Below are 25,395 nucleotides of genomic sequence, written 5' to 3'. Positions count from 1 at the left end.
TGACCCGCCGCACAAAAATTGTATCCAAAGAAGAGGAAATGGTTACTATAAAGCTCTGGTGCGCTCTTACAACACCGGAGATTTTTCAGCATTATCAGGGATACATTATTATCTATCTTTAGGTGAAAACTCTCGAAAATTATAACTTGATTTTTTTAATATTCTTATACATGCAGCCAGCTTGTATCATCTCCTTGTTCGATAGGATGTTCTAGAAGCTGGTATTCTGCCTCCTTATGATCATCTACTTGTGCTATATTTTTTTTAAATTTGTCCTGCATACAATTTATATACGGTTTAATTACACATTCTAAAAGTAGAGCTCCTGCTAATGCTCCTGGAATACACGTGGAGAATAGTATGCAATCATCTGTTATAGTAGTTCTATCCTCTCCAGCAAGCGCTGTAATAACTATAGCGCCAAACGGCAATGATATCTGAAAAGCCTGCAGTAACGCATTTGTAGCTGATTGCCATAACCAACCACTATCATCATATTTTACATTATAATATAATGAATGGAAAATAGGTTGTGTTACAGACTTACAAATAACACCTAAGAATGCTAATATACTAACTAGCGCCATGGGGTTTTTACTTGGCTCACCAGTGAAATAATAACCAAATATACACATTGATGTACCGAAGCCACTCCCTATAAATGCGCCCTCTAATATTGGTCTAAAAATAGTCATGTAATGATATGAAATTTACAACTTGATTCTAATATTCGTATGCATGCTCCTTCATTGTCGCATAGTCGGTCTAATGCGCGATTATCGCTACCAGCACTACGTATAATAAAAGAGGTTCACCTAGAATTGTGCGAATTGATATAGACATACCAACATCGCTAATCCTGATATATGCTTTAGGCATCTTATATCATAACTTGCCGGTTCATTCGATGGATTACTACCACCAAAACGTTAAAACCGTGATAATAAACTGTTATTTATTGTGGTGCAAATTTAATTATATATGTCGCGCTGCGCCCTTCTCACCACCTATCCTATCGCGGAATGATGCTGGTTTATCTGAATCTTGATTTAAATCACTACCTTTAAGTTTTTTAATAAACTCATCTATCGCTAATGGCTCTATACCTTTAGATGAGCCAACAATACAGCTTAGTCCACAAATTGGAGTTCCATCTGGGATTAAAAGTTCCATGTTTTGACCTTGAATGATTGGATAAATTTTCCCATCTGCTCTAATTATGTCATCGAAATAGTTGGTAGCTATATCAGGAAATGTGGTGTCTTTGTAAAATTTAATATCTTTGATATTTATTGTAATAACTATACACATACCTGCCCCAAAGGAGAGGGCTTCATTAATATCACTTGTACAAGAAATAAATGGAGATTTAGCTCCTTTTGCATCAACTGTTGCATTTTCGTTTAACCCGACCTGGTTAATTAATAATTGTTCCAATTCATCTGGGTTATTTGGCTCAAACTTCATTCTCCCATGTATGCTGTGATTTTTTACCATTTCGCTAATTTCTTTTATATTTTTAGTTCCGCGAAAAACATGTACATAATCCATATATATCAAAAGATAAACAATAGTTATTGTAATATATGACATTTAAGATTCAAGTGCTAAAATTATGTGATTAGAGGATTTATCTTTTAATTCAGATAAAAATATTATGATTTAGCGTTTTAATAAATCTAGGATAAAGTGGCAAGAATGCATCAAGGTTATGGCGGATATTCTCCACCATAAAGCTCTCTAATTACCTCTTGGAAATTTCATGCAAATACTGTTCCAAAAACGTTTTGGCGTATCTCTTCATATGCCATATGCAAAATTTAGCATGCTAGGAGATCATCACCACCGCTGTATGGTTGTAGATTCATCTCTAATTCATGAATACCCTCTCCAAGATCTGTTCTTTCGCCAATTTTTGGAATTCGAACACTATGAGTGAGCAATTCTACTATATCATGCGCTGGAATTCCATGCACAACTTCTCCATCATCTTTTCTAAATGTTATCGTTGATGCTATAGCTAAAATTTCCTCTACCACAACTTGTTCATGTGGCCGTAATACAGAGAGAATATCTTTGGCTAAGTCGTTTTCATCTATACTATTACTGTGTATAGCTTGTAATGCATTCAAAACTCTATGAATAGATTGATCTGTATCATTGAAGTGAAGAGGGCCAAGCTTAAATGTCTTAGTATGCATATATAATGTTTTGACCAGCTCAGAAAGTTCGCCAAAAGAATAACTAGTTCCATCCTGTGTCCGTGCCTTTATAAATCGAACATGCATCAATAAACCATCCGCAGATGATTGATGAGTGCTTTCCATATCAACTCGATTATCATCTGGGCCTCCTGGCTGCATGGAATATGCTATATCAAAACATTTAGTAATTGCATCAAGCTCCTCGTTGGATAGTAATGCCGTATCACCTGCAAAATATATACACCCATTCATAGCATTAGATTGTATAACAACAGAATGAAATGCTGTAGTATGTGAATCGTGTATACATCTACCAGACCAGTGACGGCTGTCTACTGATGCTATTTTCATAAAATCTCCAAGTATAGCCACATCACCTGGCATCATCTCAAATACATTTTTGAAATTCATAGCATTGAGCATGGCGCCAAGACCTTTTGGTACAAAAATAATAGGGCTGTTATTATACAATTTTAATTGAGATTCACATAATAATCGAAGCGTCTCTGGATCAAAGTGATCGCGATGATTATGTGAGTAAATTAATGCATTAATTTCTGGATAATCCTGCACCTGCGCTCCTTCGTTAGTAAATCTTGGATAAAGAAAACTTAAACTTCCCTGAACTGGATCAGTGAGTATAGTAAAATTACGAATTTCGCTATTATATCTTACAGGTATCGTATAGATTTGTGTTGCATGCCCAACCCAGTAACTACTAAATACATTTTCCTTAATTTCCTGCGGTTGTATGTCATCTTGTGCATAAATTGTTGATTTATCTACAGGTATGGAAAAATAGCTATTATTTTTAACAAAGATAGATTTTATGTAATCATACATTGTGCTAAGGAAAATCCTAGTGGCTTCATTTTTATGATTAGCGGTATCATTTTTATATCTATAAACATGCTCAGCCCAAAGCTCAGTATATCCTAATAATGGCAACCATATATGTTTAGGGATATCATATTTCCTACACAGTTTAGCCCATAGGCCATTATTGACCATCTCTTGAATAAAAGGTTGATAACCACCAACCTTACTTAAGGTAACACTATAATCCATAAAATTAAGCTATCAACTTATTAAATCACATATCAATCTAATATTTTGGCAAGTTAGTGCAAACCTTATACATCAATTTAGCAAAGCGCTAAATATTTCATGCAACGTTAGTTGTAATGCAGTAGGCCAAAATCAAAGCATAACGTTTATAAAAAATCAGCATACAATGCAATACATATTAGTGAGTAAGTTAAGTAATTACGAGCTAATAATTTTGTTATAAATTACAAAAAGCTATATATAATATATTATTCTCACCGCATTTATGTGAAGCTTGCTTCAAGTATTAACATCGCTATACATTCACTATGACGCTGCACGCCATTCCAGTAACATGTGCATAGCCGGAGACTATATCTAGAGCATAATCTGGTTCTGTATTATTAAGGTTTTGCGCTGTGGCAAATATTCTTATTCTACCGTTAGTTAGCTGTATTATAGCGTTTTCATGCATGTGCATAATACCCAGCTCCCCCTCTTTTCCAGGTAGTACTAAAAGAGCAACATTACCTTCATATAATACATTCCCAGGAGAGACTATATTAACCTTAATCTGCATGGCTACTAGCTAGTTTTTTAGCTTTAGCAACGGCTTCATCTATACTGCCTACCATATAAAATGCGGCCTCTGGCAAATTATCATGCTTACCTTCAATTAGTTCTTTAAAACTTCTTACTGTATCCTCTAAGGGTACATACTTCCCCTCCATACCAGTAAATACTTCAGCAACATGAAAGGGTTGAGATAAGAATTTGTGTATCTTTCTTGCACGATTTACTATTAGCTTATCTTCCTCTGATAATTCATCCATACCTAATATGGATATAATATCCTGCAATGACTTATATGTTTGAAGTACTTTTTGCACTTCTAGTGCAACTTCATAATGTTCTTTACCTATAACAGCAGGATTCAATATACTAGATTTACTATCCAATGGATCGACGGCTGGGTATATACCTTTTTCCGCAATTTGCCTACTAAGAACAGTAGTTGCATCTAGGTGTGCAAATGAAGTAGCTGGAGCAGGGTCCGTTATATCATCTGCAGGTACGTATATAGCCTGTATAGAAGTAATAGAGCCCCTTTTAGTGGAGGTAATTCTTTCCTGAAGTGCGCCCATTTCTGTGGCTAAGGTTGGCTGATAACCGACGGCAGATGGCATGCGGCCTAAAAGCGATGAGACCTCTGACCCTGCTTGAGTAAATCTGAATATATTATCAATAAAGAACAGTACATCTTGCCCATCTTCCTCTCTGAAATGTTCGGCTATAGTAAGGCCAGCAAGAGCAACTCTGGCCCTTGCTCCAGGCGGTTCATTCATCTGACCATATACAAGAGCAACCTTTGATTTTCTAGAATCAATCAGATCTATAACATGAGAATCTATCATTTCATGATAAAGATCATTTCCTTCTCTAGTTCTTTCGCCAACACCTGCAAATACTGAAACGCCTCCATGAGCTTTTGCAATATTGTTTATAAGCTCCATTATAATCACAGTTTTGCCTACACCCGCACCTCCAAAAAGACCTATTTTTCCACCTTTTGAATATGGTGCAAGCAAATCTATAACTTTGATACCAGTTTCCAGAATCTCTTCACTTGTAGCTTGTTCAATAAATTTTGGAGCCTCTGCATGTATTGAGGACCTCCTTTTAGCATGTAGTGAACCTCTACCATCTATAGGATCACCTATAACATTTATTATTCTACCAAGTGCGCATTTTCCAACAGGAACGGATATAGGGGCGCCAGTATTTTTAACCTCCATCCCCCTATACATACCACTTGTTTCACTCATAGAAATGGTTCTCACCTGGTTATCACCAATATGCTGGGCGACCTCTAAAACTATTTTTTCTGCTTGATCGGTTGTGCATTCCAGCGCATCAAGCACACTTGGTAAGTGTGAGTCAAATTTAACATCAACAACAGAGCCAATAACCTGCGTTATAACACCAATATTACTCATATATCACGTGTAGAAATAAATACTAAAATCATAAAAATCATATTGCCTCAGCCCCTGAAACAACTTCTATCAATTCTCTTGTAACTATAGCTTGGCGCTGCCTATTATACTGAGTGTTCAGACACTCTAGTAATTCTAGGGAGTTTTTACTTGCACTATCCATGGCCCTCATTCTAGTACTATGTTCACTCACAGTACTATGGATCAATGCTCTATATATCTGTGAGTTTATATAATCAATATAAAATGAATCCAAAATATCGCTCGGCTCAAGATTCATAGATTTATCTCCCTCTATAAGGCCGCTCCCTAAACTCAGCATAGATGGTAGATTTTTTATTACAGATATAAATTCAGTATATATTATTCTTATATCTTGATTTTTTTTTACTAAAAGAGAGGCAATTTTTTTTGCAAAATTGACTTCAGGGATCTTATTATGCTCTATGAGAGTTAAGTTTACATCTTTATCTTTAAACAAGCCTTTCAAAGATGAATAGCCGCTTCTGCCAACAAATATAATTTCTTTAGCTGATTGAATCTGTAAAGCGGCAAATTTAATAAGTGTTGAATTAAAAGAGCCACACATCCCTCTATCAGAGGTAATTATAAGATAAGAAATATTATCATTGTTATGAACGGTTCTTAAGTATGAGGCTATATTAGAGAATGCAGTTACATATGGAGTTGCAAGCTTCAATAGATTTCTCGCCTTATTCATTCTAGAAGCAGAGATGAGATACATCGCTTTAGTAATCTTTTTTGTAGATTTTACAGTATTCATTCTGTTCTTTATTTGTCTAAGATCTGGCATACTAACCAAATAACTGTACAAACTCCGCTATTGCCGCAATAATTGATTTCTCAAGGTCGGCACTTATAGACTTTTTATTCTTAATTTCATCCAATTTCTCTTTGTGTTTAGATTTAAAGTGCTCAAGAAGCGCGCCTTTAAATCTATTAATTTTTTCAGATTCTATTCCATCAATATAACCTTTTACGCCAGCTAAGATCAAAATAACTTGCTCTACTGCAGAATAAGTTGAATATTGAGGTTGCTTAAGTAATTCTGTAAGTTTGTTACCTCTCAATAAGATAGCCTTAGTTGTGCTATCTAAATCAGATGCAAATTGTGAAAAAGATTCTAACTCTCTGTATTGAGCAAGATCAAGTTTTATTCCACTTGCTACTTGTTTCATTGCTTTTATCTGGGCGGCTGAGCCTACCCTACTGACAGAAAGACCAACATTAACAGCAGGTCTAATACCTTTAAAGAACAGTTCTGTTTCGAGAAAAATTTGCCCATCGGTTATAGAGATAACATTTGTAGGGATGTATGCAGATACATCGCCTGCTTGAGTTTCTACTATAGGTAGGGCTGTCAACGAACCGCCACCTTTAGCATTTGATAATTTTGCAGCGCGCTCTAATAATCTAGAATGTAGGTAAAAGACGTCACCAGGGTATGCTTCTCTACCAGGCGGCCTTCTAAGCAACAATGATAATTGTCTATATGCAATCGCATGTTTGCTGAGATCATCATATATTATCAGCGCATGTTTGCCATGATCTCTGAAATACTCTCCCATCGCGCATCCAGAATAAGGTGCTATGAACTGCATAGCGGCGCTTTCTGATGCAGATGCAATAACAACTGTTGTGTATTTCATTGCATCTTCTTCTTCTAATTTTTTTACTATTCTTGCAACGGATGACTTTTTTTGACCAATCGTCACATATATACAGTGCACCTGATCTTCTGTTCCAAAAAGTCTTTTCTGATTTATTATTGTATCTATTGCTATAGCCGTCTTTCCGGTCTGCCTATCACCTATTATCAGCTCTCTTTGCCCTCTACCTATTGGTATAAGGCTATCTATAGCAATAATTCCAGTTTGAAGTGGTTCGCATACAGATTGTCTATCGATTATGCCTGGGGCAGATTCCTCTACGTTTCGAAACAAGTTAGAATCGATTGCCTCCCTGCCATCTACAGCATTGCCAAGTGAATCAACCACTCTACCTAAAAGAGCATTGCCAACTGGTACACTGAGGGTTTTAAACGTTCTCTTGACGGATTCCCCTTCCCTAATTGTTCTATCTCCGCCAAAGACAATGATCCCAACAGAGTCCTGTTCTAAGCTTATGGCAAGTCCTTTAACACCACATTCAAACTCAACCACTTCATTATACTGCACGTTATCCAGTCCATAAGCTATAACTATGCCGTCTGCAACTTTGATCACTTGACCTATCTCTTCAAATTTAGGTCTCCCATCAAAATCAGCAATTTTTTGCTTTAATATATCAAAAACTTCGGATGATTTCATTTTGCACCTATATCATAATTTTTTATAAATTTATGGATATCATTTAATGCTCTGTCTAAAGAACAGTCCAGTAAATTATTCCCTATTTTTAGCAAAAATCCCGAAAGAAGAGTAGCATCTTCCAAATTTATTATATAGGGATTTATGCCGCATTCTTGCAAAACAGTATTCAGGGCTTTCAAATCTTCCTCGGAGACCTTTGTAACAGTTATAAAGGTTACTGAGACGAAATTTTGTCCTTTTAGCATAAGCTTCTTATATTCATCTTGAATCTTTCCAAGTAGATACAATCTATTGTTTTCAAGTAACAGCTTAACAAAAGAACGTAGTAATGTACATATTTCGCTACCACCAAGCACAGTATTAAGAACGATGCTTTTCATTACTTTAGGGCTAGCTTTGGACAATACAAGCTTTACGTAAATTTCATCATCACTCAGCAAGCGCCATAAAGATTCCAGCGCGCCCCCAATCTCAGCTCTTTCATCAACGCCTGCGCTCTCAAACAAAGCTCTTGCATATTTACCTGCGATATAAAGATCAGATACAAAGCTCATGCGTATCTATAAGAAGCTTAAATCGCCAAATCTCCCGTTAAACTTAGCTACCTCATTGCTTTTCTTGTTAACATAATTGGATTGTCCGGTCCATACGGGGTGTGTTCCTATATCGATCTCTAGTATAAGTTTTGGTTGCTTGTTATAAGTAGAGCGCGTCTTAAATTCCGTGCCATCAGTTTGAACAACGATTATTTCCCTATACCTTTCATGTATAGTTTTTTTCCCCTTTGTACCAACGCCGCGCAAAGCAGCCTTGCCACTACCTTTGATTTGTGGCGAAGCTACTTTTTTTGTAGTTTGTTTAGAATTTTTTTTCATGGTTATCCACACTATAAGGATATAACACACGGATTCTGCACAAAATTTCTATTACTTCAAGAACAAATGTGCGAGTGTGGGTGGATAGTTGGTAACAATATGAAAGAGGCAAGGTTTATATAGTTAGCCTTGAATGATTTTGTTATGAGTGCGGCCCTTCATATTCCTGAGGGTTGGGCGATAAAACAAAACTACATCATAGAACTTGACGAATTATTTTCTTATTGTGAAAAAGTAATAAAATCTACATACATATTGTTTTGTAATTTTTTACATTTACATCTATTAGTTCTTTATATCATATCTAATATCCATAAATGCTTAAATAAGAATACGATAATTATATTGAGCAATTTAAAAACTAGTCTATAATGCGTGCTTTGATTGATTAATATTTTTATGTTGGGTATTTCTAAGTTTATCCCTATAAAAAGAGAGGAGCTTGCGAAGTTTCTCGTAGTCTCGTTCATTATGGTGATGATTCTGTTTATTTACAGCGCGGAAAGGGCTGTAAAAGATACCATAATAGTGGGGGATGAATCTATGGGGGCCGAGGCATTAAGTGCCATAAAATTATTTGGTACGCTGCCATCTGCGATTTTAGTGATGATAGTTTATACGAAACTTTCTAATTCATTAAATAAGACGGTCATTTTTCATCTTTTTAATGTATTTTTTGTTTCGTATTTTTTGTTTTTTACGTTTTTCATACAAAAAGATGCAGATTCATTCCATCTAGATTTGGCTTCTCTAAAGGAGTCCGTTCCAAGTTTTAGGTATGTCATAGCTGCTGTAGAGAAATGGTCTTATTCTTTATATTATATATTTGCTGAGTTGTGGGGTAGTGTTATGCTTTCCTTGACGTTTTGGCAAACGGCTAATCAAGTTTTTAAAGTAGATGAGGCCAAGAGGCTCTATCCATTATTTGGATTTGTTGCGCAATTAGGTTTGATAGCATCTGGCGAGATTGTAATGTTCTTTTCAAATAAGGAAAAATTTAGTGGTGGATGGGAAGAGACAGTATCTTATATAAATACTGCTGTTCTTGTTGCTGCTGTGATACTTTCTGTGCTTTATTGGGTGTTATCTAATAAGATAGTATCTAGTGATATCATCAATGCAGAAACTAAACAAAAGAAGAAAAAGAAACCTGGGTTAGTTGAGAGCTTAAAATATGTATTTAGCTCTAAATATATAGGGTTGATTGCTGCTTTAATAGTCTGTTATGGTGTCTCTATTAATATTGTTGAAGGAGTATGGAAAGCTCAGGCCAAGATTGTCTATCCAAACCAACAGGATTATAGTGCCTTTATGGCATATTTACAAAGATATACGGCAATAGCGAGTATGATTTGCATGTTGATGGGCTCTTATATGCTGAGGCTCATTTCATGGAGAGTTGCTGCTATGCTAACCCCTATTGCAATATTCTTTACAGGTGGTGCATTTTTTATATTTTCAATATATCAAAATGAAGTTACTGGGTTATTGCCTTTCCTCACTGTAGCGCCTGTTGTGATTGCGGTGATAATGGGTCTTGCGCAAAATGTTTTGGCCAAATCTGTGAAATATGCATTTTTTGATGCGACTAAGGAGATGGCATATATACCACTTGATGAGGCGCTAAAATCTAAAGGTAAGGCTGCCGCTGATGTGATAGGTGGTAGATTGGGTAAATCTGGTGGCGCATTGTTGCAGCAGTTCTTGCTTTTCTTGATACCAGGTTCTTCGCTTATAACGCTTTCTCCTAAGCTTTCTGTAATCTTTGTATTTGTAATGATTGCATGGGTTGTTGCTGTGAATTCCTTATCAAAGGAGTTTGATAAGCTGAATTCTCAACGTTCGGAAAATATAGAATAACAGATCGCGCTAGTTTGATAAAATATTATGATCATAGATCTTGATTTCTTGTTCTACAGTATTATAATTAGAACGTCTTACGGGTTCCCGTAGGACGTTCTGCCTTTTCCAGGATTTATTTCAAGATGATGCGGGATTTTTGCATCTGTTTTATAGGAATCTTGATGTGAATTTTTAGTTTGTTTTAAGATCCGCGCCCTCTCTTATATATTTCTTACATGTCTTTTAGAAAATGGACAAGTACTCAGGAACTACCTTAACTATCGACCTAAATAGTATAAGAAAAAATTACCTTATCATTAAATCTAAAGTGGCTGTCTCCTGTGCTGTTAGTGCTGTATTGAAAGCTGATGCTTATGGTATTGGTGTAAAACATGTAGCCCCGGCACTCGAATTGGCTGGATGTAACGTGATTTTTGTTGCAAATATAGACGAGGCACTAGAGATACAGCCTTTGCTCAATGGTAGTTCTAGTGTTTATGTGCTACATGGGGCGCATACTAAGGAACTGATAGATCTATGTAATAATAGAAAAATACACTTGGTTTTGAATAACCTAGAACAAGTTAAGTTGTTTAATAAATTTTCACATGGAATCAATGCAATTTTGCATATAGATACAGGCATGAATAGACTTGGGATATCAGAGCTGGACCTTTATCATCTAATATCTGAGGGCGCTCTTCCAAAAGTGGAATATATAATGAGTCACTTAAGTTCCTCTGAAGTAAAGGAAGCTAGCTCAAATAGATTGCAATTAGATTTAATTAATAAGTATAGAGCGAAGTTAGGGGGTATAAAAGTGAGCCTCGCTAATTCTGCTGGTATATTTCTCGGAGAGGAGTACCATTTTGATATGGTGAGGCCAGGATGCGCCTTATACGGTATATCGCATAAAATTTGTGAGGTAGGATTGCTAGAGCATTCTATTAGCCTTGATGCTCATATAATACAAAAAAGGATAATTATAGAAGATCAGTCTGTAGGGTATGGGGGTAAATATATAGCTAAGGCTGGTAGCAAGCTTTTTACGTTAGATATTGGTTATGCTGATGGTTATCCAAGAAGTCTTTCTAATAAAGGTAAGGCATTTATAGCTGGTTACCTACTGGATATAGTAGGGGTTATAAGCATGGACAGTATGGTTGTAGATGCAACGGTGCTTCCTGAAAGTATATTTAATAATGCAACGCATGTAGAGCTTATAGGGCGTAATATATCTATTGATGCTGTTTCGCTCCTCGCTGGGGCATCTGGATACGAATTGATAGCAAGTAAGCTAGGTCATAGATTCAAAAGGGTTTATATTGATGTTCCGCAGTGTTAATAAAATATAGCAGATAATGAGTTGTAAATGATCTATAAATAGAAAAGAAAGAAGATGTGTTGAAGTTGTAATAAAAATTTCAAGAAGCGATTATATCCAAAGGCGATATAGTGAAGGTTGGGTATAGATGGTGTGGTGATTTTGGGATAAAATGCACACATTAGAAACTGGTTAGGGGGGCAGTAACAGATAGATTTCATAATTCTTAGAGCGCATCAGGGTATACTAATGAGCGAGACATAAGCCTATATGTGAGGATTGGGACGTTGGGGCTTTTTTGTAATAAATTGTGTTTTTCACTCTAATCATCTGATTGTTTATGACTACAAAGAGATAAGATTATATCAATGCGCATAATATATGGTTAAAATATGCGGCGCTAATAAATGATTGATATATCCAGGTTATTGTATCATCAAAGTCGTAAAGAAAGACTCCAAGAATTGGGTAAGTTAATGTAGTTAATGTTTAATAGATTAAAGTGTTTTAGATGTATAAGCTTAACTTATATTGCATTTGTTTTTATGTCCGGTAGTTATTTAGATCTAAAATAAATGTTGGTACCATCTAATTAATCAAAAAATTAACTATATTGAATTTTTCAATATATACTATATCTGCAATATTGTTTTTGGTTTTGCATAGATGGATTATTCTAACATTCTTACCGCTATATCATCTTTGGTTTTTTGTTTATTGTTGCTTATTATCTTTTGGAGGATTTGGCGCTCTAATGTCTATAAAAAGCATCATGAGACTGGGTTTAATATAGAAAATATAGCGCATGTGGATTCTAAGCGTAAATTGATGAAGTTAGATTTTGAGGGAAAGAGGTATTTAATTCTACTTGGGGCAGGTGAGACACTTCTAGATAAGACGATAGATAGTGCAAATAAGCGGCCATAATATATGTATGTATCATATAGTCAATTTGGAGGCTTCTGTGGAATTGCCAAGAATCGCGATTTTTAAATAGGGTTTATAATTAATGGACCATAAGCCTTTTTAGTTAGTTTTTATTATTATGTATCGTATATTTAATATAATTAAACTACTTGAGAAACTATAACCGTTTAGTAGCCTTTATAATCTTTATAAGATTCCAAGAGACATAAAAGTTGCGTAAATCTCAAGTCACTTATAATTTTATAATTAAACAATAAATTTTTGATTGATATTTTGCCTCATTTACTCTAGCTTAGCCGCCTTGCTTCGTAAACTGTGGTTATTCGGTGGTTGTGACTAGCGGCGCTTCTCATAAAAGTCGTAAAGAAATGATGGCTATACTGTTCATGGTGATTAACACCATTGCTATATCTGCTGTGTACGTATCTACGAAATTTTTAACAGCATCTTTGCATCCAAATCAGGTTGCGTTCTTATATAAATTCAGCTGTTTGCTGGTTGTTGTGCCGTGGTGCATTGCAACTGGATTCAGGCAAAGCATAAAAACTTTTAGAATGGGGCTGCATGTTACTCGTGGTGTCTTTAGCTTCATGGGGGCTGTATGTTTTGCGTATAGCATTAGTAAAATTAAACTAACAGATGCATCTGCTATAGCATATTTGGAAAATGTGATAGTTTTATGTGTTGGGGTATTTTACTTCAAGGAGAAGCTTAATACTGCAAAAGTCATTTTGATATCTTTTGGTTTTGTTGGCGCTGTATTTGTGACTAATCCGTCTTTAGATGGATTTGTGACAGATTATGTTTTTATGTTTTTAGCTTTAATATTTTGGGCAATTAACAATCTTACAATCAAAGTTCTGGGGAAAACAGAGGGTACTAAGGCGCAGCTTTTTTATGGTACACTGTTTGGATCGCTTTTCTCCATGCCAATGGCGATACACGAATGGCGTCCTATAGAATTGTATCATCTAAAATATATAATAGCTTTAGCATTATTTCATGGCATTCACTCAATTGCATTTTTTAAAGCTTTTAAGTTTTCGGATGTGTCATCAGTTATGCCGTTTGACTATTTGCGGCTCGTATTTACAGGGTTGTTTGGATATCTATTCTTCTATGAGATACCACAAACCTCATCCATTTTTGGATATATCCTAATAGTATCTGGTGGGATGTATTTTATTCACCATGAAGGTAAAAAAAACGGTCTTTATAAGAAGAAGAGTTTCAGCGAGAAATAGCTAAGTTGCAACTAAATTTGTCTATTTAAGATGATGATTAAGGGTCATTACAGGTATGTTTGAAATTAAAATATTATAAAGACAATGGTTTTATTTGATTGAAGGTGTTTTATAGTTGCTTATGAGGCTATAAGCTGAAGTGACCTATATGCCAATATGTTACAGCCTAATTTTTGCTTTTATTATACTATTGATTTTATACTATCTTGATATATCCTGCCTGTAGGTGCTAGAGGATGATTTTTGGGATAATGATTAAAAAATGTGCGGTAGATGCCTCCAATTTGGCTTTTATTGAATGGCTTCAGGAGAGATATTTAGTCGATAAAAGTTCTGTTGATGAATCTTGGGTGGAGTATTTTAAACAAGATGAAAACCTAAATAAGTCATCTTTTAGGTCAGCTCAATTGCGAGTTTCTGCTTTCCCTGGTGCTTCTCTCCAGGCAAGAGAGCGTGCTGCTGGAGATGATGTTGCCTATAGAGTTGTGGAAGCTTTTAGATCTTATGGTCATACAGCGGCAAAATTAGATCCGCTTGCAATTAAAGGTGTACAAATCGAGCCCTATCTGTTGAATTTAATAAACTCTAAATTAGAAGGTCAGATCGAATGTAATGGTTTGTTAGGTTTAAAATCTTCAACTTATTCACAGCTTATAGAAAAAGCATCTAGTATATATTCAGGTACTTTAGCATATGAATTTAGACATGTTTCTAATAAGCTTGAAGAAGATTGGCTATATAATATAATTGAGGGGCCTCAAGATACTACTTCGAGTGATGAGAGGAAAAAATTTTTGTTAGATATAACTGAAGCTTCAATGTTTGAGGAATTCTTACATTCAAGATTTCCAGGGGCAAAGAGGTTTTCAATAGAGGGGGCGGAGGCCTATGTTGCCTCTATTGAATTCATTACCAATTATTTATCAGTAACATATCAAGTTAATGAGATTGTACTGGGAATGGCGCATAGAGGCAGATTGTGTACTTTGACAAAAGTTCTAAAGGTGCCTTATAGATTTATGTTTGCTAAATTTCACGGTGTTTCTGAGATACCAGAAGAGTTAAATTTACCATCTGATGTTAAGTATCATATGGGCGCCTCTGTAGATAGAAATAATATCCAAGGTTATACTATTCATTTATCTTTGCTTCCAAATCCATCTCACCTTGAGGCTGTAAATTCTGTTGTTTTAGGTAAAACTAGAGCGAAACAAAAGATGTTTGGTAAAAATGCAGTACCTATTTTAATACATGGAGATGCTTCTTTTTCTGGACAAGGGTCTGCCGTTTATGAAGCTCTTGCGCTAAGCGGACTTAATGGATACAAGGTAGATGGTACTATACATATTGTTATAAATAACCAAATAGGGTTTACTGCTAATCCAGAGGACTCCAGATCAACCAAGTATTGTACCGATATAGCAAAATCTATATGCGCTCCTATCATACATGTAAATGGTGATGATATTGAGGCTGTTATACGTGCAACAAGGATTGCTTGTGATTATAGAGAGCGCTTTAAAAAAGATGTTGTGATAGATTTGGTATGTTATAGAAAATATGGGCATAATGAGGGTGATGAGCCGAAATTTACTCAGCCACTAATGTATGATGTGATTCAAAAAAAGAAAACTGTATCTGAGCTTTATAGTGAAATTCTTATTTCAAATGGCGTGATATCAAATGAGGATTTTAATAATATTAAATCTGAGATTTCTGATCTGTTTACTAAAGAATTTGAAGCATCAAAAAATTATAAACCCCAAGATGTTGATTGGTTTAAGGGGGCAATCTGGAACAAGTTCGTTTCTGTGAATAGTAATGCTTTTGCAGATAATAGCACTGGTGTTGATGTAGCAAAATTGAAAGAGCTTGGTGCTTGTATATCTAAAGCTCCGCAAAATTTTAACTTAAATGCTAAAGTAGATAGGCAGCTTGAGAGTAGAAGAGGAATGTTTGAATCCGGTGAGTATCTGGATTGGGGGGCTGGGGAAGCTTTAGCATTTGCCTCGTTGCTTGATGAGGGTTTTAATGTGAGACTTACTGGTCAAGATTCAAAACGTGGGACGTTTTCTCATAGACATGCTGTGCTTTTTGATCAGATAAATCAAAGTGAATATATACCTCTGAATAATATTAAAGCTAATCAAAAGGCTTATTTTGAGGTCCATAGTAGTAATCTTTCGGAATTTGGTGTTTTAGGTTTTGAATATGGGTATAGTATTACAGACCCTAATACTCTTACAATTTGGGAGGCGCAATTTGGAGATTTTGCTAATGGGGCTCAGACTATTATAGATCAATATATAGCATCAGGTGAGGCTAAATGGCTGAGATCTACTGGGCTTGTAATGTTGCTTCCACATGCATATGAAGGGCAGGGGCCTGAGCATAGCTCAGCAAGATTGGAGAGATTCTTGCAGCTTGCTGCTTGCAATAATATGCAGGTTGTAAATTGTACAACCCCCGCCTCTTTATTCCATTCTATAAGAAGGCAGGTTCATAGAAATTATAGAATACCGCTTGTTGTTATGTCTCCAAAATCATTACTCAGACATAAGGCTGCCGTTTCTTCTATGACAGAGATGGGTTTTGGTACGTTATTTTCACCAGTTATACCAGATCCTATCGTATCATCCGCTCAAAAAGTAGTCTTCTGTTCTGGGAAAATATATTACGATCTTCTTGAGCAAAGATCAAATCGTACTGATATTGCTCTTATTCGCTTGGAGCAGCTTTATCCATTCCCTGAAAAAGCGGTGGCTGAACAGCTTTTAAAATATAAAGATAAATCCCAAATTATATGGTGCCAAGAAGAGCATAGAAATATGGGGGCTTATAGCTTTATTAGAGAAAAGTTTAATGATTTACTAAAGAAAGATATTGTTTATATTGGAAGGGATGAATCTTCATCTCCTGCTGCTGGCTATTCTTCCAGGCACGTGGCGGAGCAAAAAATGATTATGGAGGAACTTTTTGGTAATTAATTTAGAGGTGTTTTATAATGGTAGAAGTAGTTGTACCGGCCCTTGGTGAATCTATTAGTGAGGCGACCATAGCAAAGTGGTATAAGCTCCCTGGAGATATTGTTAATGAAGGGGAGGTTGTTGCGGCTCTTGAAACAGATAAGATTACTTTAGAGGTTCCAGCTAATGCTTCTGGGATATTGCAAGCAATTTTAAAAAAAGAAGGAGATGTGGTTATAATAGGGGAGTTGATAGCTAAAATATCAGAAGGGGCTGTAAAGCAAGAGGAAGTGGTTGCGAAGCCAATAGTAGAAGTCCAAAGCACATTAATATCTAAAAACGCAGCACCTATTGCATTTCCTGCAGCGACGAAATTAGCAAAAGAAGCTGGTATTGATATTGCTTCCATAAAAGGTAGTGGTAAGGGAGAAAGAGTCACTAAATATGATGTCGCATCTTCTCTCTCTGATAAAGTTGATTTGCTTGATCTGCCTGGTAATAAGCAAGAAAGGGTAAAAATGACGAAATTGCGTCAAACAATAGCAAAAAGATTAAAGGATTCACAAAATACGGCAGCGATACTTACTACATTTAACGAAGTTGATATGTCATACGTTATGATGCTTCGTAAAAAATATCAGGAGAAATTTACAGAGCGATATGGAATAAAACTTGGGTTCATGTCCTTCTTTGTCAAAGCTGTTGTTGCGGCGTTAAAGGAAATTCCAGCTGTTAATGCTGAAATTGATAATGATTATATTGTATATAAGTATCATTACGATATAGGGGTCGCTGTTGGTACAGACCATGGATTGGTTGTTCCAATTGTTAAAAACGCGGATTTGCTGAGTTTTTCAGATATTGAAAAAGAAATAGCGCTGTTAGGGAAAAAGGCTAAAGATGGTAAGCTCAGTATTGCTGATATGTCTGGTGGTACATTTAGTATAACTAACGGTGGTATATATGGCTCTATGTTATCTACCCCGATAATAAATCCACCTCAATCTGCTATACTTGGTATGCATAACATAGTTGAGCGACCAATTGTAGTTGGTGGTGAAGTTGTGATTCGTCCAATTATGTATATAGCACTTTCATATGATCATAGAATTATTGATGGAAAAGAGGCTGTTACCTTCTTAAGAAGGATAAAGGAAATGGTTGAAGCCCCTGAGAGAATTTTGATAGATATGTAGATGGTGATAGATAAGGGGCCGATATTAAAGAGATGCTTTGCAGCCTCATTGCTTGTAGGAATAATTATTCCTACAATAGTGTTGCAGCTTATTGATGGACCTTATTACGGGCTATCGTTCTGGGTAGCGCTTCTTCAATATTCTTTTATAGCTGTTGCGTTTCTTTTTTGTGTCAGTTTTATTTTTTTTGCATATTGCCATTTTTGCTTTTCGTGCAAAAGATTTTGGGTTAAATATAAATCTGAGGATTTAATCTTAAGTGTGACAGTACCGCTAAAAGTTCTTGTCTTTTTTAGGATTTGCTCACTATTCTATATAAAAGAACGTAGAGTGAAGAAAGTAGCATGTTATTGCTGTAATTACAGAGTTTCTTTGTTGTATTTTGTGAGAAAACTCTACTTCGAGCGTGTGTGATATTTATTCATTTCTTGATATGAAAAATTTTGATTTGGCTATTATAGGTGGTGGTCCTGGTGGATATGTATGCGCCATAAAAGCAGCTCAGTTAGGTAAAAAGGTTGTATGTATAGATGCAAGTGAGAGGCTTGGTGGTACATGCCTTAATAGAGGGTGTATACCTTCTAAAGCTCTTTTACATTCATCTTATAAGTATTATGATGCATTAAATCATTTTAATCATTTTGGAATCAGTTTTGAAAAAATCTCCTTTTCCTTAGATGAAATGATGGCTAGGAAGGAGAGAATAAAAGATACATTGGGTAAAGGTATCTCTGGTCTTTTTAAAAAAAATGGAATTGTTCATTATAATGGTATTGCGAGTTTTAATTCTGCCAATACGCTAAATATTCGCTTAAAAGATGGCGCTGACGAGACAATTGAGGCAAAGAATATCGTGATTGCAACTGGTTCAGAGCCTATATTGCTTCCGGGTATAGAAGTTGATGAGGAGAAGATTGTAACATCTACAGGCGCGTTATCACTAAATACTGTACCTCAAAGAATGGTTGTACTTGGTGGCGGTGTTATAGGCCTTGAGCTTGGCTCTGTATGGGCAAGGCTTGGATCTGAGGTAACTATAGTGGAGTATTCAAGCAGGGTTTTATCTACAATGGATAGTGATATCTCTAGGGAGGTAGAAAAAATTCTTTTAAAACAAGGAATAAATTTCATGCATGGTGCTAAGGCTATATCAGCTTCAAATACACAAAATGGAGTGGTGTTAAAAATTGAAAGGAATGGAGCATTGCATGAGATAGAATCTGATATATTATTAGTTTCTGTTGGTAGAAAGGCATATACACGTGGGCTTGCTATTGAAAAGGCAGGTATAGAGCTGGATCATAAAGGTAAAATCAAAATTGATTCCAATTTCCAAACTTCGGTGCCTGGTATATATGCAATAGGTGATGTGGTGCATGGACCTATGTTGGCTCATAAAGCGGAAGAGGATGGTATTGCGGTTGCTGAAATAATTTCTGGGCAAGCGGGTCATGTTAATTATAATGCGGTTCCTAGTGTGATTTATATACATCCAGAGGTTGCGTCCGTTGGTAAGAGCGAGGATGAATTAATTGAATCTGGGGTAGAATATAAGGTTGGTAAATTTCCATTTATAGCAAATAGTAGGGCCAGGACTAATGATGAAACAGATGGTTTTGTAAAAATACTTGCGTGTAAGCATACAGATACTATCCTCGGGGCCCATATAGTGGGGACTGCAGCTGGTGATATGATATCAGAGCTTGCAATGTCAATAGAATTTAAGGCCTCATCTGAGGATATAGCAAGGATCAGTCATTCACATCCTGGTTTTTCAGAGGCCATAAAGGAAGCAGCTTTTGCAACCTTTGCGAAAGCTATACATATATAATTTTGCAAGAAATGCTTAGAGAGATTCTCAATTTTCCATTTGAATGTGAAAAAAAAGTTCTGATGCATTCCTGTTGCGCGCCCTGTTCCGGTGAGGTTATAGAGGCTATAGTTGCATCTGGGATAGATTTAACAATTCTGTTCTATAATCCTAATATACACCCTTTAAAAGAGTATGAGATTAGAAAAGAAGAAAATAAAAGGTATGCAAAAAAGCTTGGGGTGAAATTTGTTGATTTGGATTATGATGTGCAAGATTGGTTTGCAAGAGCAAAGGGTATGGAGTATGAACCTGAGCGTGGCATAAGGTGTACTATGTGTTTTGATATGAGGTTTGAAAGAACGGCCCTTTTTGCATATGAGAATGGGTTTCATGTTTTTACTAGTTCCCTTGGGATTTCAAGATGGAAAAATATGGAGCAAATTAATGATTGCGGAGCAAAGGCTGCTGCAAAGTATGAAAATTTGAATTATTGGACATATAACTGGCGGAAAGGTGGTGGAGGCGCAAGAATGTATGAGATATCTAAAAGAGAAAATTTTTATAAACAGGAATATTGTGGTTGCATCTATTCTCTTAGAGATACAAATAAATTTAGAAAAGAGAAAGGAAGGGGGGAAATAAAAATATGCCAAAATTTTTATGGTGATTGATACTATCTTTGCCCTTTCGACAGTTTATGGAAAATCTGGAATAGCGATTATTAGGGTATGCGGTCCAAAAGCTTCTAATGTGGCTAGGTTACTTGGGATAAAGAGAGAGTTGCCTGTACGTCAAGCGTTTATACACCAAATTAGAACAATAGATGATACAGAGTTTCTTGATAATGCGATGGTGCTTTTCTTTAAGAAACCAAATAGCTTTAATGGTGAGGATATATTGGAGCTACATCTGCATGGTAGTATAGCTGTTATAGATGGCGTGCTAGATGAGTTGTCAAAAATTAGCTATATAAGATTAGCAGAGCCTGGGGAATTTGCGAAAATAGCATTCTTAAATGAGATTATCGATCTTACAGAAGCAGAGGGTATGGCAGATTTGATAGATGCCGAAACATCCATGCAAAGGGCTGCTGCACTAAAGCAGATGGCGGGTGAGGCTGGGAATCTATGTAAGAGGTGGCGTGAAGGCCTTGTGAAAATACTTTCTAATTTAGAGGCTTTGATAGATTTTCCGGAAGAAGATCTACCAACATCTTTACTCTTAAAAATAAATGAGGATGTAGGGAGGATTTTAGAGGATATGGATAGAAATCTTTCCATATCTAAATTAGCCTCCAGTGTAGCAGCTGGTATCAGAGTTGTAATTAGTGGCCCTCCTAATGCTGGTAAGTCTAGCTTAATGAATTTAATAGCTAAAAGTGATGTATCCATAGTTTCTGATATAGCGGGAACTACAAGGGATGTAGTAAGTATTAGAATGAATTTAGATGGGTTTTTAGTTAATTTATACGATACTGCAGGCATAAGGGATAGTGAAGATTTGATAGAAAAAGAGGGGATAAAGCGAGCTAAGCTCGCGATTCAAGATGCGGATATAAATATATTAGTACTTGATATATGTGGTAATGATGTGCCTTATGTTGATATCCCATACGAAATAGTAGTGTTGAATAAATTAGATATTGCACCATTTAAGACTCAACAGCTTGATATTCTTGCGGAAAAATTTACTGATAGTATTGTATTAACTACTTCGGTAAAAAATGCTCATGGGTTAGATGACTTACTAACAAGCTTAATAAAGATCATAAGAGATAAATATCAGCTTGCTGTTCACCAACCATCATTATCAAGGCTTCGTCAGAGGGAGAAATTAAGAGAGTGCATATCATATTTGAGAGATTTTATGGTTAGTGATGGGTGCTTAGATATTTTATGCGAAAATATTAGAAATGCATGTAGATCAATAGGGGCAATTACTGGTAATATTGATATAGAGGAGATATTAGATGAAATTTTTAGTAATTTTTGTATAGGGAAGTAAATTTGCTTAAATGTTTATGAAAAAGAGAATTTTATGCATATGCGGTAGCATTAGAGAGGGATCTATAAATCAAATGTTAATGAATGAAGTTTCTTCGTATATAAAAGATGAAGTAGATTTAATGGGTTTTAGAATTGATAGAAGTATACCAATGCTAGATCCTGATTCTATTTCAACTGTAGATCTGAGATTAATCTATAATATGAAAAAAAGCATAAAAGATGCTGATGGTATTATAATATCCACACCAGAATATAATGGATCTATACCAGGTGGGCTTAAAAATATAATAGATTGGATTTCGTATAAATTACCAAATGAAGAAGATGCGAAATATTTTTACAGAAAAAAAGTTGCAATTATGAGTGCGAGCACAGGGGTATTAAGGGGGGTGAGAGCGGCAATGCACTTACAAGATATAATGATGCATTTAAAAGCGAGTATATGTCACGAAACACTATCTGTGCAAATAGTCGAAAATGTATTGCCTCCACATGAGATAATATCTAGATTTGCATATGCACTAAGGGATTTCTTTAATTAACCACACCCTTCTAGAGGCTATGAATTGAGAAATTCAAAATTAGGTAATATCTTGAGATCAAATACGTCGCTCACCTTTTTTGTGCCTCAGCTTCTTTTTGTCTCTCTACTATTCGTATGAAATATTTCCATTTTTATGTCATGTAAATTTCTCGTATCTAGCTGAATTTGCATATTAAAAACAAAGCTAATAGGCTCTGGTATAGGCGATATTATTGCATATTATATGCGCAGCCTCAAATAAAGCAGCCATACATAGATAATCTTGAAAACACTTTGGTGATAATTGAGTTAAGTGTAGCAAAATAACTCATTATGCAATAATTCTATACAGCTTTGGATATATATATTGATTCTTTAGTGACTCATATAGTTATTTAAGTCCAATTAGCATAATTGGACTAATAAGCTGTAATGCAAGAAGTATTATTAAGTATCACCTATGCCATCTCAAATAAAATGGCTATAATACCTTCCTAACTTGGCTCCATACCCCTGCGATGAGTAACCTTTGTTTTTTTATCACTTATATATAATGCTTGCATAATCGTTTCATAAACTTTTTCCAGTGCTATAACTGCAAATTATGATCTTCTGGAATGTGCTGGTTACTACTATATGTAAGGGTGATAAATGCATTAGCATCATTATAAGAAGTATAGTACAGGGAATGTATTTGCTAATGTCCACTCAAAACGTGCCACTGTACGACATTGCAAGTTCTTCTGAGTATCCTAGAAAAAGACACAAGAATGGTTAATGACTTACAATGCAAAAACTTTCTTTTGATAAGATATTGTTTTTATAGCTTTCAACTATAGGTAATGTTTATAGTTTAAACATTAGCTGCTTCTATTTGTAATATTAGTTGCGGCTTTGCAGTTTTTTCTGTATTTATTATGATTGGTAAATTTAGTTGCGATGTACGTAGTTATATCGCAATAAACCTAGGCTTGCATTGCTTTGCGGCTTTATGCTAAATATTATGTTGTTATTATATTAGGATATATGGTCAAATTATCAAAGGGTTCTCAGTGGCAGTTTGTGCTTATAGCAATGTGTCTAGGTATTATTGTTGGGTTTGTGCTTGGCCCTTCTGCTAAACCTTTAGGTTACGTTGGTAGCGTATTTCTAAATTTGATTAGGATGGTTACTGTACCTATGATATTTTTTACTATCCTATATGGAATTACGAGTATGGACAGCTCATCTTCTCTTTATAGGGTTAGTTTTAAAGCAATAATTGTGTTTATTACAACATCTGTTATTGCGGTTGTTATAGGCATTGTAGTAACTCAACTTTTAGAGCCTGGTGTAGGCTTATCACGGTCATTATTAGAGGAATTTAAGGGGTCTACACAGCTTCCTAAGATAAATGATATAAGGGGGTTTGATATAATCTTAAGCTTAATACCTGGTAACATATTTGAATCACTATCGAATGGTCATATATTGCAAATTATAGTTTTTGCGATGTTTATAGGATTTATACTTAATGCTAATAGAGATAAATCTGAATTATTAATAAAAATCATACATCAAAGTGCATTATTATTTTTTGAAGTAATAAAGATAATAATGAAATTGGCACCGTTTGGCGTATTTGGTTATATCTCGGCGATGGTTGGGGTAGATGGAATTTCCGTATTAGTTGCATTAGGAAAGCTTGTTCTTGCTGTCTTTATAGGCTGCCTTGTGCAATATATGGTTTTTGGAATTATTATTACATTTGGTGCGAGATTATCCCCAATACCTTTCTATAGAAAAATATTAGGTCCTCAGTTAATAGCTTTTGCAACAAGTAGCTCTAAGGCCACGCTCGTGCCATTAATGGAGGTATCAGAGAATAAAATGGGGATCTCAAGAGAGAGTAGTAGATTTATATTGCCGCTCTCTGCGGCGCTAAATATGGATGGTGGTGCAATTTATCAGGCAAGTGCCGCTGTCTTTTTTGCACAAATGATGGGTGTGGTATTTTCTCCTGGAGATTATATAACAATATTATTGATGTGTACTCTTGCCTCAATAGGTGGCGCTGGAATACCTGGTGGTGTGCTTTTATTTTTAGGAATGGTCTTGAATGCGTTAAATTTACCAATAGAAGGTGTGTTACTTGTTGCAAGTGTTGATAGATTATTAGACATGATGACAACAGTTATAAATGTGACAGGGTGTGCTTCTGCTACGCTCCTTATAGATAGATCAGAGAATAAGTTAGACGTGGATAGATATAAATCAACCTAGAGGCTTTTGTATATTGTATAAAAGTTAGAGGAAATTGTGTATCGAGAATTGAGAGATGGTATAAAGGTTCTAAAAAAAAGAGAATTTAATTTCTAATTAGTAAATATTGTTTTCTTCTCTGTATATTAAGATTTCTATACCATCTTCTTGATGATATTCATTTTGACTTTATTACTTCTATAACAAGAGCAAGTAGTTATATTGTTAATTTTTTAAATTATAGCTATTTTATTTGAGATGGCCTACTTAATAATACTTCTTGTATTACGGCTTATTAGTCTTATTATGCTAATTTAACTTAAATAACTATAGTTCTAATTTTGTGCGCATATAGACTTAAAATCGCTTATGATTTTATCAATTTTCTTTGTTCCAGATGCTGATTTTACATAAAAAATCTTCGCTTTTGGATTTGATGGTAGGGAGACAACGCTAATTTCTATCAATCTTAATTTTTCTATACATCTGAATGAGCCTTCCTTTTTATATTTTATTATATCAAAACCTATACTAAGCCCATCTATTATACCACCTTTAACAAGATCATACGCCTTTTTTCCATGGTATAAACTAAGGTCGAGCTTACCTTCTATATAAAGTCCACTCTCTTCTTCTCTCATTAATGTAATTTTTCCTATTGGCTTATTAATATCATGATGAAGTAAGAGCTGAATATTGCATTCCTCGAGTTGTTTTTTATCAAATGCATTGGGAAGTATTAGGCACTGTTAACAAAGGTTGTATTTAATAGATGCTAAAGCTATAAAGGCAAGGAAAGAGAGATCGGATTTCTCAAATCGTAATGCTAAGCGTCGATTTTCTTTGAGTTTAGCGAA

The 25,395-nt window shown here is 35.3% G+C and carries 21 protein-coding genes; 11 read left to right on the top strand and 10 right to left on the bottom strand.

Annotated features, from left to right (window positions below):
* Positions 1-164: 164 nt before the first annotated feature.
* From Cyrtocomes_RS01300 to rpmE, 9 genes are all read right to left on the bottom strand, one after another.
* Positions 165-695, bottom strand: coding sequence for a hypothetical protein (locus Cyrtocomes_RS01300; protein WP_322497409.1), 531 nt, complete (start codon positions 693-695; stop codon positions 165-167).
* A 280-nt stretch (positions 696-975) separates the two neighbouring features.
* Positions 976-1,551: a hypothetical protein gene (locus tag Cyrtocomes_RS01295; protein ID WP_322497408.1), complete on the bottom strand. Its 576-nt coding sequence runs from the start codon at positions 1,549-1,551 to the stop codon at positions 976-978.
* A 269-nt stretch (positions 1,552-1,820) separates the two neighbouring features.
* Positions 1,821-3,272, bottom strand: a complete 1,452-nt coding sequence (locus tag Cyrtocomes_RS01290; RefSeq protein WP_322497407.1) for an MBL fold metallo-hydrolase — start codon at positions 3,270-3,272, stop codon at positions 1,821-1,823.
* Positions 3,273-3,567: 295 nt separating this feature from the next.
* Positions 3,568-3,831 (bottom strand): hypothetical protein, encoded by a 264-nt coding sequence (locus tag Cyrtocomes_RS01285; protein WP_322497406.1) that lies wholly within the window; start codon positions 3,829-3,831, stop codon positions 3,568-3,570.
* A complete protein-coding gene (gene atpD, locus Cyrtocomes_RS01280) occupies positions 3,821-5,248 on the bottom strand; it encodes a F0F1 ATP synthase subunit beta (protein ID WP_322497405.1) in 1,428 nt (475 codons plus the stop codon). The genes Cyrtocomes_RS01285 and atpD overlap by 11 nt, the downstream gene beginning before the upstream one ends.
* Positions 5,249-5,285: 37 nt before the next feature.
* Positions 5,286-6,062 (bottom strand): F0F1 ATP synthase subunit gamma, encoded by a 777-nt coding sequence (locus Cyrtocomes_RS01275; RefSeq protein ID WP_322497404.1) that lies wholly within the window; start codon positions 6,060-6,062, stop codon positions 5,286-5,288.
* Position 6,063: 1 nt separating this feature from the next.
* Positions 6,064-7,578 carry a F0F1 ATP synthase subunit alpha gene (gene atpA / locus Cyrtocomes_RS01270; protein ID WP_322497403.1) on the bottom strand — a complete coding sequence of 505 codons (1,515 nt, stop codon included), beginning with the start codon at positions 7,576-7,578 and terminating at the stop codon, positions 6,064-6,066.
* Positions 7,575-8,135: an ATP synthase F1 subunit delta gene (gene atpH, locus Cyrtocomes_RS01265; RefSeq protein WP_322497402.1), complete on the bottom strand. Its 561-nt coding sequence runs from the start codon at positions 8,133-8,135 to the stop codon at positions 7,575-7,577. The genes atpA and atpH overlap by 4 nt, the downstream gene beginning before the upstream one ends.
* 6 nt (positions 8,136-8,141) lie before the next feature.
* Entirely contained in the window at positions 8,142-8,456 is a 315-nt protein-coding gene (rpmE, locus tag Cyrtocomes_RS01260; protein ID WP_322497401.1) for a 50S ribosomal protein L31, read from the bottom strand.
* Between the two features lie 399 nt (positions 8,457-8,855).
* Here rpmE and Cyrtocomes_RS01255 point away from each other — a divergent pair, with 399 nt between their 5' ends.
* The 11 genes from Cyrtocomes_RS01255 to Cyrtocomes_RS01205 all read left to right on the top strand — a co-directional run bounded on the left by Cyrtocomes_RS01255 (position 8,856) and on the right by Cyrtocomes_RS01205 (position 24,559).
* A complete protein-coding gene (locus Cyrtocomes_RS01255; RefSeq protein ID WP_322497400.1) occupies positions 8,856-10,316 on the top strand; it encodes an Npt1/Npt2 family nucleotide transporter in 1,461 nt (486 codons plus the stop codon).
* A gap of 232 nt (positions 10,317-10,548) precedes the next feature.
* Positions 10,549-11,643: an alanine racemase gene (gene alr, locus Cyrtocomes_RS01250; RefSeq protein ID WP_322497399.1), complete on the top strand. Its 1,095-nt coding sequence runs from the start codon at positions 10,549-10,551 to the stop codon at positions 11,641-11,643.
* A 645-nt stretch (positions 11,644-12,288) separates the two neighbouring features.
* Positions 12,289-12,549 (top strand): hypothetical protein, encoded by a 261-nt coding sequence (locus tag Cyrtocomes_RS01245; RefSeq protein ID WP_322497398.1) that lies wholly within the window; start codon positions 12,289-12,291, stop codon positions 12,547-12,549.
* Positions 12,550-12,881: 332 nt separating this feature from the next.
* Positions 12,882-13,793 (top strand): DMT family transporter, encoded by a 912-nt coding sequence (locus Cyrtocomes_RS01240; protein ID WP_322497397.1) that lies wholly within the window; start codon positions 12,882-12,884, stop codon positions 13,791-13,793.
* 236 nt (positions 13,794-14,029) lie between these two features.
* The gene (locus Cyrtocomes_RS01235) at positions 14,030-16,780 is read left to right on the top strand and encodes a 2-oxoglutarate dehydrogenase E1 component (RefSeq protein ID WP_322497396.1); all 2,751 of its coding nucleotides are present in this window, start codon (positions 14,030-14,032) and stop codon (positions 16,778-16,780) included.
* Between the two features lie 17 nt (positions 16,781-16,797).
* The gene (odhB, locus tag Cyrtocomes_RS01230; RefSeq protein WP_410519688.1) at positions 16,798-17,955 is read left to right on the top strand and encodes a 2-oxoglutarate dehydrogenase complex dihydrolipoyllysine-residue succinyltransferase; all 1,158 of its coding nucleotides are present in this window, start codon (positions 16,798-16,800) and stop codon (positions 17,953-17,955) included.
* A 433-nt stretch (positions 17,956-18,388) separates the two neighbouring features.
* On the top strand, positions 18,389-19,786 hold the full coding sequence (gene lpdA / locus Cyrtocomes_RS01225; RefSeq protein ID WP_322497395.1) for a dihydrolipoyl dehydrogenase: 1,398 nt from the start codon (positions 18,389-18,391) through the stop codon (positions 19,784-19,786).
* Between the two features lie 11 nt (positions 19,787-19,797).
* Entirely contained in the window at positions 19,798-20,439 is a 642-nt protein-coding gene (locus Cyrtocomes_RS01220) for an epoxyqueuosine reductase QueH (protein ID WP_322497394.1), read from the top strand.
* Positions 20,429-21,772: a tRNA uridine-5-carboxymethylaminomethyl(34) synthesis GTPase MnmE gene (gene mnmE, locus Cyrtocomes_RS01215; protein ID WP_322497393.1), complete on the top strand. Its 1,344-nt coding sequence runs from the start codon at positions 20,429-20,431 to the stop codon at positions 21,770-21,772. The genes Cyrtocomes_RS01220 and mnmE overlap by 11 nt, the downstream gene beginning before the upstream one ends.
* Positions 21,773-21,788: 16 nt before the next feature.
* Positions 21,789-22,316 carry an NADPH-dependent FMN reductase gene (locus Cyrtocomes_RS01210; RefSeq protein WP_322497392.1) on the top strand — a complete coding sequence of 176 codons (528 nt, stop codon included), beginning with the start codon at positions 21,789-21,791 and terminating at the stop codon, positions 22,314-22,316.
* Positions 22,317-23,323: 1,007 nt separating this feature from the next.
* Positions 23,324-24,559 carry a dicarboxylate/amino acid:cation symporter gene (locus Cyrtocomes_RS01205; protein WP_322497391.1) on the top strand — a complete coding sequence of 412 codons (1,236 nt, stop codon included), beginning with the start codon at positions 23,324-23,326 and terminating at the stop codon, positions 24,557-24,559.
* A gap of 314 nt (positions 24,560-24,873) precedes the next feature.
* On the opposite strand, the gene Cyrtocomes_RS01200 is transcribed toward Cyrtocomes_RS01205, so the two are convergent.
* Entirely contained in the window at positions 24,874-25,278 is a 405-nt protein-coding gene (locus Cyrtocomes_RS01200; RefSeq protein ID WP_322497410.1) for an HK97 family phage prohead protease, read from the bottom strand.
* Positions 25,279-25,395: the final 117 nt, after the last annotated feature.

The sequence above is a fragment of the Candidatus Cyrtobacter comes genome (assembly GCF_034470605.1).
GTDB classification, from domain to species: domain Bacteria; phylum Pseudomonadota; class Alphaproteobacteria; order Rickettsiales; family Midichloriaceae; genus Cyrtobacter; species Cyrtobacter comes.
Note: the sequence above shows the minus strand (reverse complement) of the source record. Positions and strands in the feature narration are given on the sequence as shown.

Bases quoted from the DNA above. Each gene is read 5' to 3' on its own strand.
- Cyrtocomes_RS01245 (WP_322497398.1), top strand. From the start codon at position 12,289: ATGGATTATTCTAACATTCTTACCGCTATATCATCTTTGGTTTTTTGT.
- atpD (WP_322497405.1), bottom strand. From the start codon at position 5,248: ATGAGTAATATTGGTGTTATAACGCAGGTTATTGGCTCTGTTGTTGAT.
- Cyrtocomes_RS01205 (WP_322497391.1), top strand. From the start codon at position 23,324: ATGGTCAAATTATCAAAGGGTTCTCAGTGGCAGTTTGTGCTTATAGCA.
- Cyrtocomes_RS01295 (WP_322497408.1), bottom strand. From the start codon at position 1,551: ATGGATTATGTACATGTTTTTCGCGGAACTAAAAATATAAAAGAAATT.
- odhB (WP_410519688.1), top strand. From the start codon at position 16,798: ATGGTAGAAGTAGTTGTACCGGCCCTTGGTGAATCTATTAGTGAGGCG.
- Cyrtocomes_RS01220 (WP_322497394.1), top strand. From the start codon at position 19,798: ATGCTTAGAGAGATTCTCAATTTTCCATTTGAATGTGAAAAAAAAGTT.
- Cyrtocomes_RS01255 (WP_322497400.1), top strand. From the start codon at position 8,856: ATGTTGGGTATTTCTAAGTTTATCCCTATAAAAAGAGAGGAGCTTGCG.
- mnmE (WP_322497393.1), top strand. From the start codon at position 20,429: ATGGTGATTGATACTATCTTTGCCCTTTCGACAGTTTATGGAAAATCT.
- lpdA (WP_322497395.1), top strand. From the start codon at position 18,389: ATGAAAAATTTTGATTTGGCTATTATAGGTGGTGGTCCTGGTGGATAT.
- Cyrtocomes_RS01290 (WP_322497407.1), bottom strand. From the start codon at position 3,272: ATGGATTATAGTGTTACCTTAAGTAAGGTTGGTGGTTATCAACCTTTT.
- Cyrtocomes_RS01235 (WP_322497396.1), top strand. From the start codon at position 14,030: ATGATTTTTGGGATAATGATTAAAAAATGTGCGGTAGATGCCTCCAAT.
- Cyrtocomes_RS01285 (WP_322497406.1), bottom strand. From the start codon at position 3,831: ATGCAGATTAAGGTTAATATAGTCTCTCCTGGGAATGTATTATATGAA.
- alr (WP_322497399.1), top strand. From the start codon at position 10,549: ATGGACAAGTACTCAGGAACTACCTTAACTATCGACCTAAATAGTATA.
- atpA (WP_322497403.1), bottom strand. From the start codon at position 7,578: ATGAAATCATCCGAAGTTTTTGATATATTAAAGCAAAAAATTGCTGAT.
- atpH (WP_322497402.1), bottom strand. From the start codon at position 8,135: ATGAGCTTTGTATCTGATCTTTATATCGCAGGTAAATATGCAAGAGCT.
- Cyrtocomes_RS01300 (WP_322497409.1), bottom strand. From the start codon at position 695: ATGACTATTTTTAGACCAATATTAGAGGGCGCATTTATAGGGAGTGGC.
- Cyrtocomes_RS01210 (WP_322497392.1), top strand. From the start codon at position 21,789: ATGAAAAAGAGAATTTTATGCATATGCGGTAGCATTAGAGAGGGATCT.
- Cyrtocomes_RS01275 (WP_322497404.1), bottom strand. From the start codon at position 6,062: ATGCCAGATCTTAGACAAATAAAGAACAGAATGAATACTGTAAAATCT.
- rpmE (WP_322497401.1), bottom strand. From the start codon at position 8,456: ATGAAAAAAAATTCTAAACAAACTACAAAAAAAGTAGCTTCGCCACAA.